The organism is Aminobacter sp. P4_D5 (assembly GCF_056401815.1).
On record NZ_JBFUIP010000915.1, the window covers coordinates 1 to 632 of the forward strand.

Consider the following 632-nt stretch of genomic DNA (forward strand, 5'->3'; position numbering starts at 1 on the left):
TCTCGGCATCGGTCATCTCCGCGAGGTCTGCCTCGACGAAGGTGGCGTTGTCGATGCGGGCCTTCTCCGCGAGCGAGGCGGCCTCGGCGATATGCGCCGGGTTGTAGTCCAGGCCGAGGACGGACCAGCCGGGGTTGGCGGCGGCCAGCGTATTGACCGTGTAGCCGCGGCCGCAGCCGATGTCGGCGACGTTCATCCGCGCGGTCGGCTGCCAGTCCACGCCCATCATCGCGCAGATCAGGGCCAGGTTTCCCGGGGCCTGCGCCGCCTGATAGGCGAAGGTGTAGGGGCTATCGGCGACATAGCCMTGGGCCCAGGAGGTCATTCGGTTGTCCTTGGATCAGATCGGCGAGGGACGTAGGTAAGCGTCGCGGGCAGGGGTCCTGCGGGGCTTGGAGGCGCCCATCCAGGAGGTGAGGCCGAGGCGCCCGCCGCCCAGGCCAGTACTGGTGGAGGGCACCGCATCGGCCGCGAGGATGGGGTTCAGCACGAAATCCTGCTCGGGCCCGACGAAGAGCCGCGTCAGCCCGCAGATCTGCTCGAAGAGCGGCTGGCCCGGCAGCAGCCGCGCGAAGGATTCGGCATCGAGCGGGCCGAGCCGGATGATGAAGCGCGCCTGCGGGTCCCAGACC

2 protein-coding genes are annotated in these 632 nt (G+C 69.6%); both read right to left on the reverse strand.

Going from position 1 to position 632, the window contains the following annotated elements; translation table 11 throughout:
* On the reverse strand, nt 1-325 hold a 325-nt coding region (locus tag AC1DWF_RS35765; RefSeq protein ID WP_476843196.1), incomplete at its 3' end, for a class I SAM-dependent methyltransferase.
* Between the two features lie 15 nt (nt 326-340).
* Nucleotides 341-632: type VI secretion system baseplate subunit TssG (locus tag AC1DWF_RS35770; protein ID WP_476843197.1), on the reverse strand; the 292-nt coding region annotated here is incomplete at its 5' end.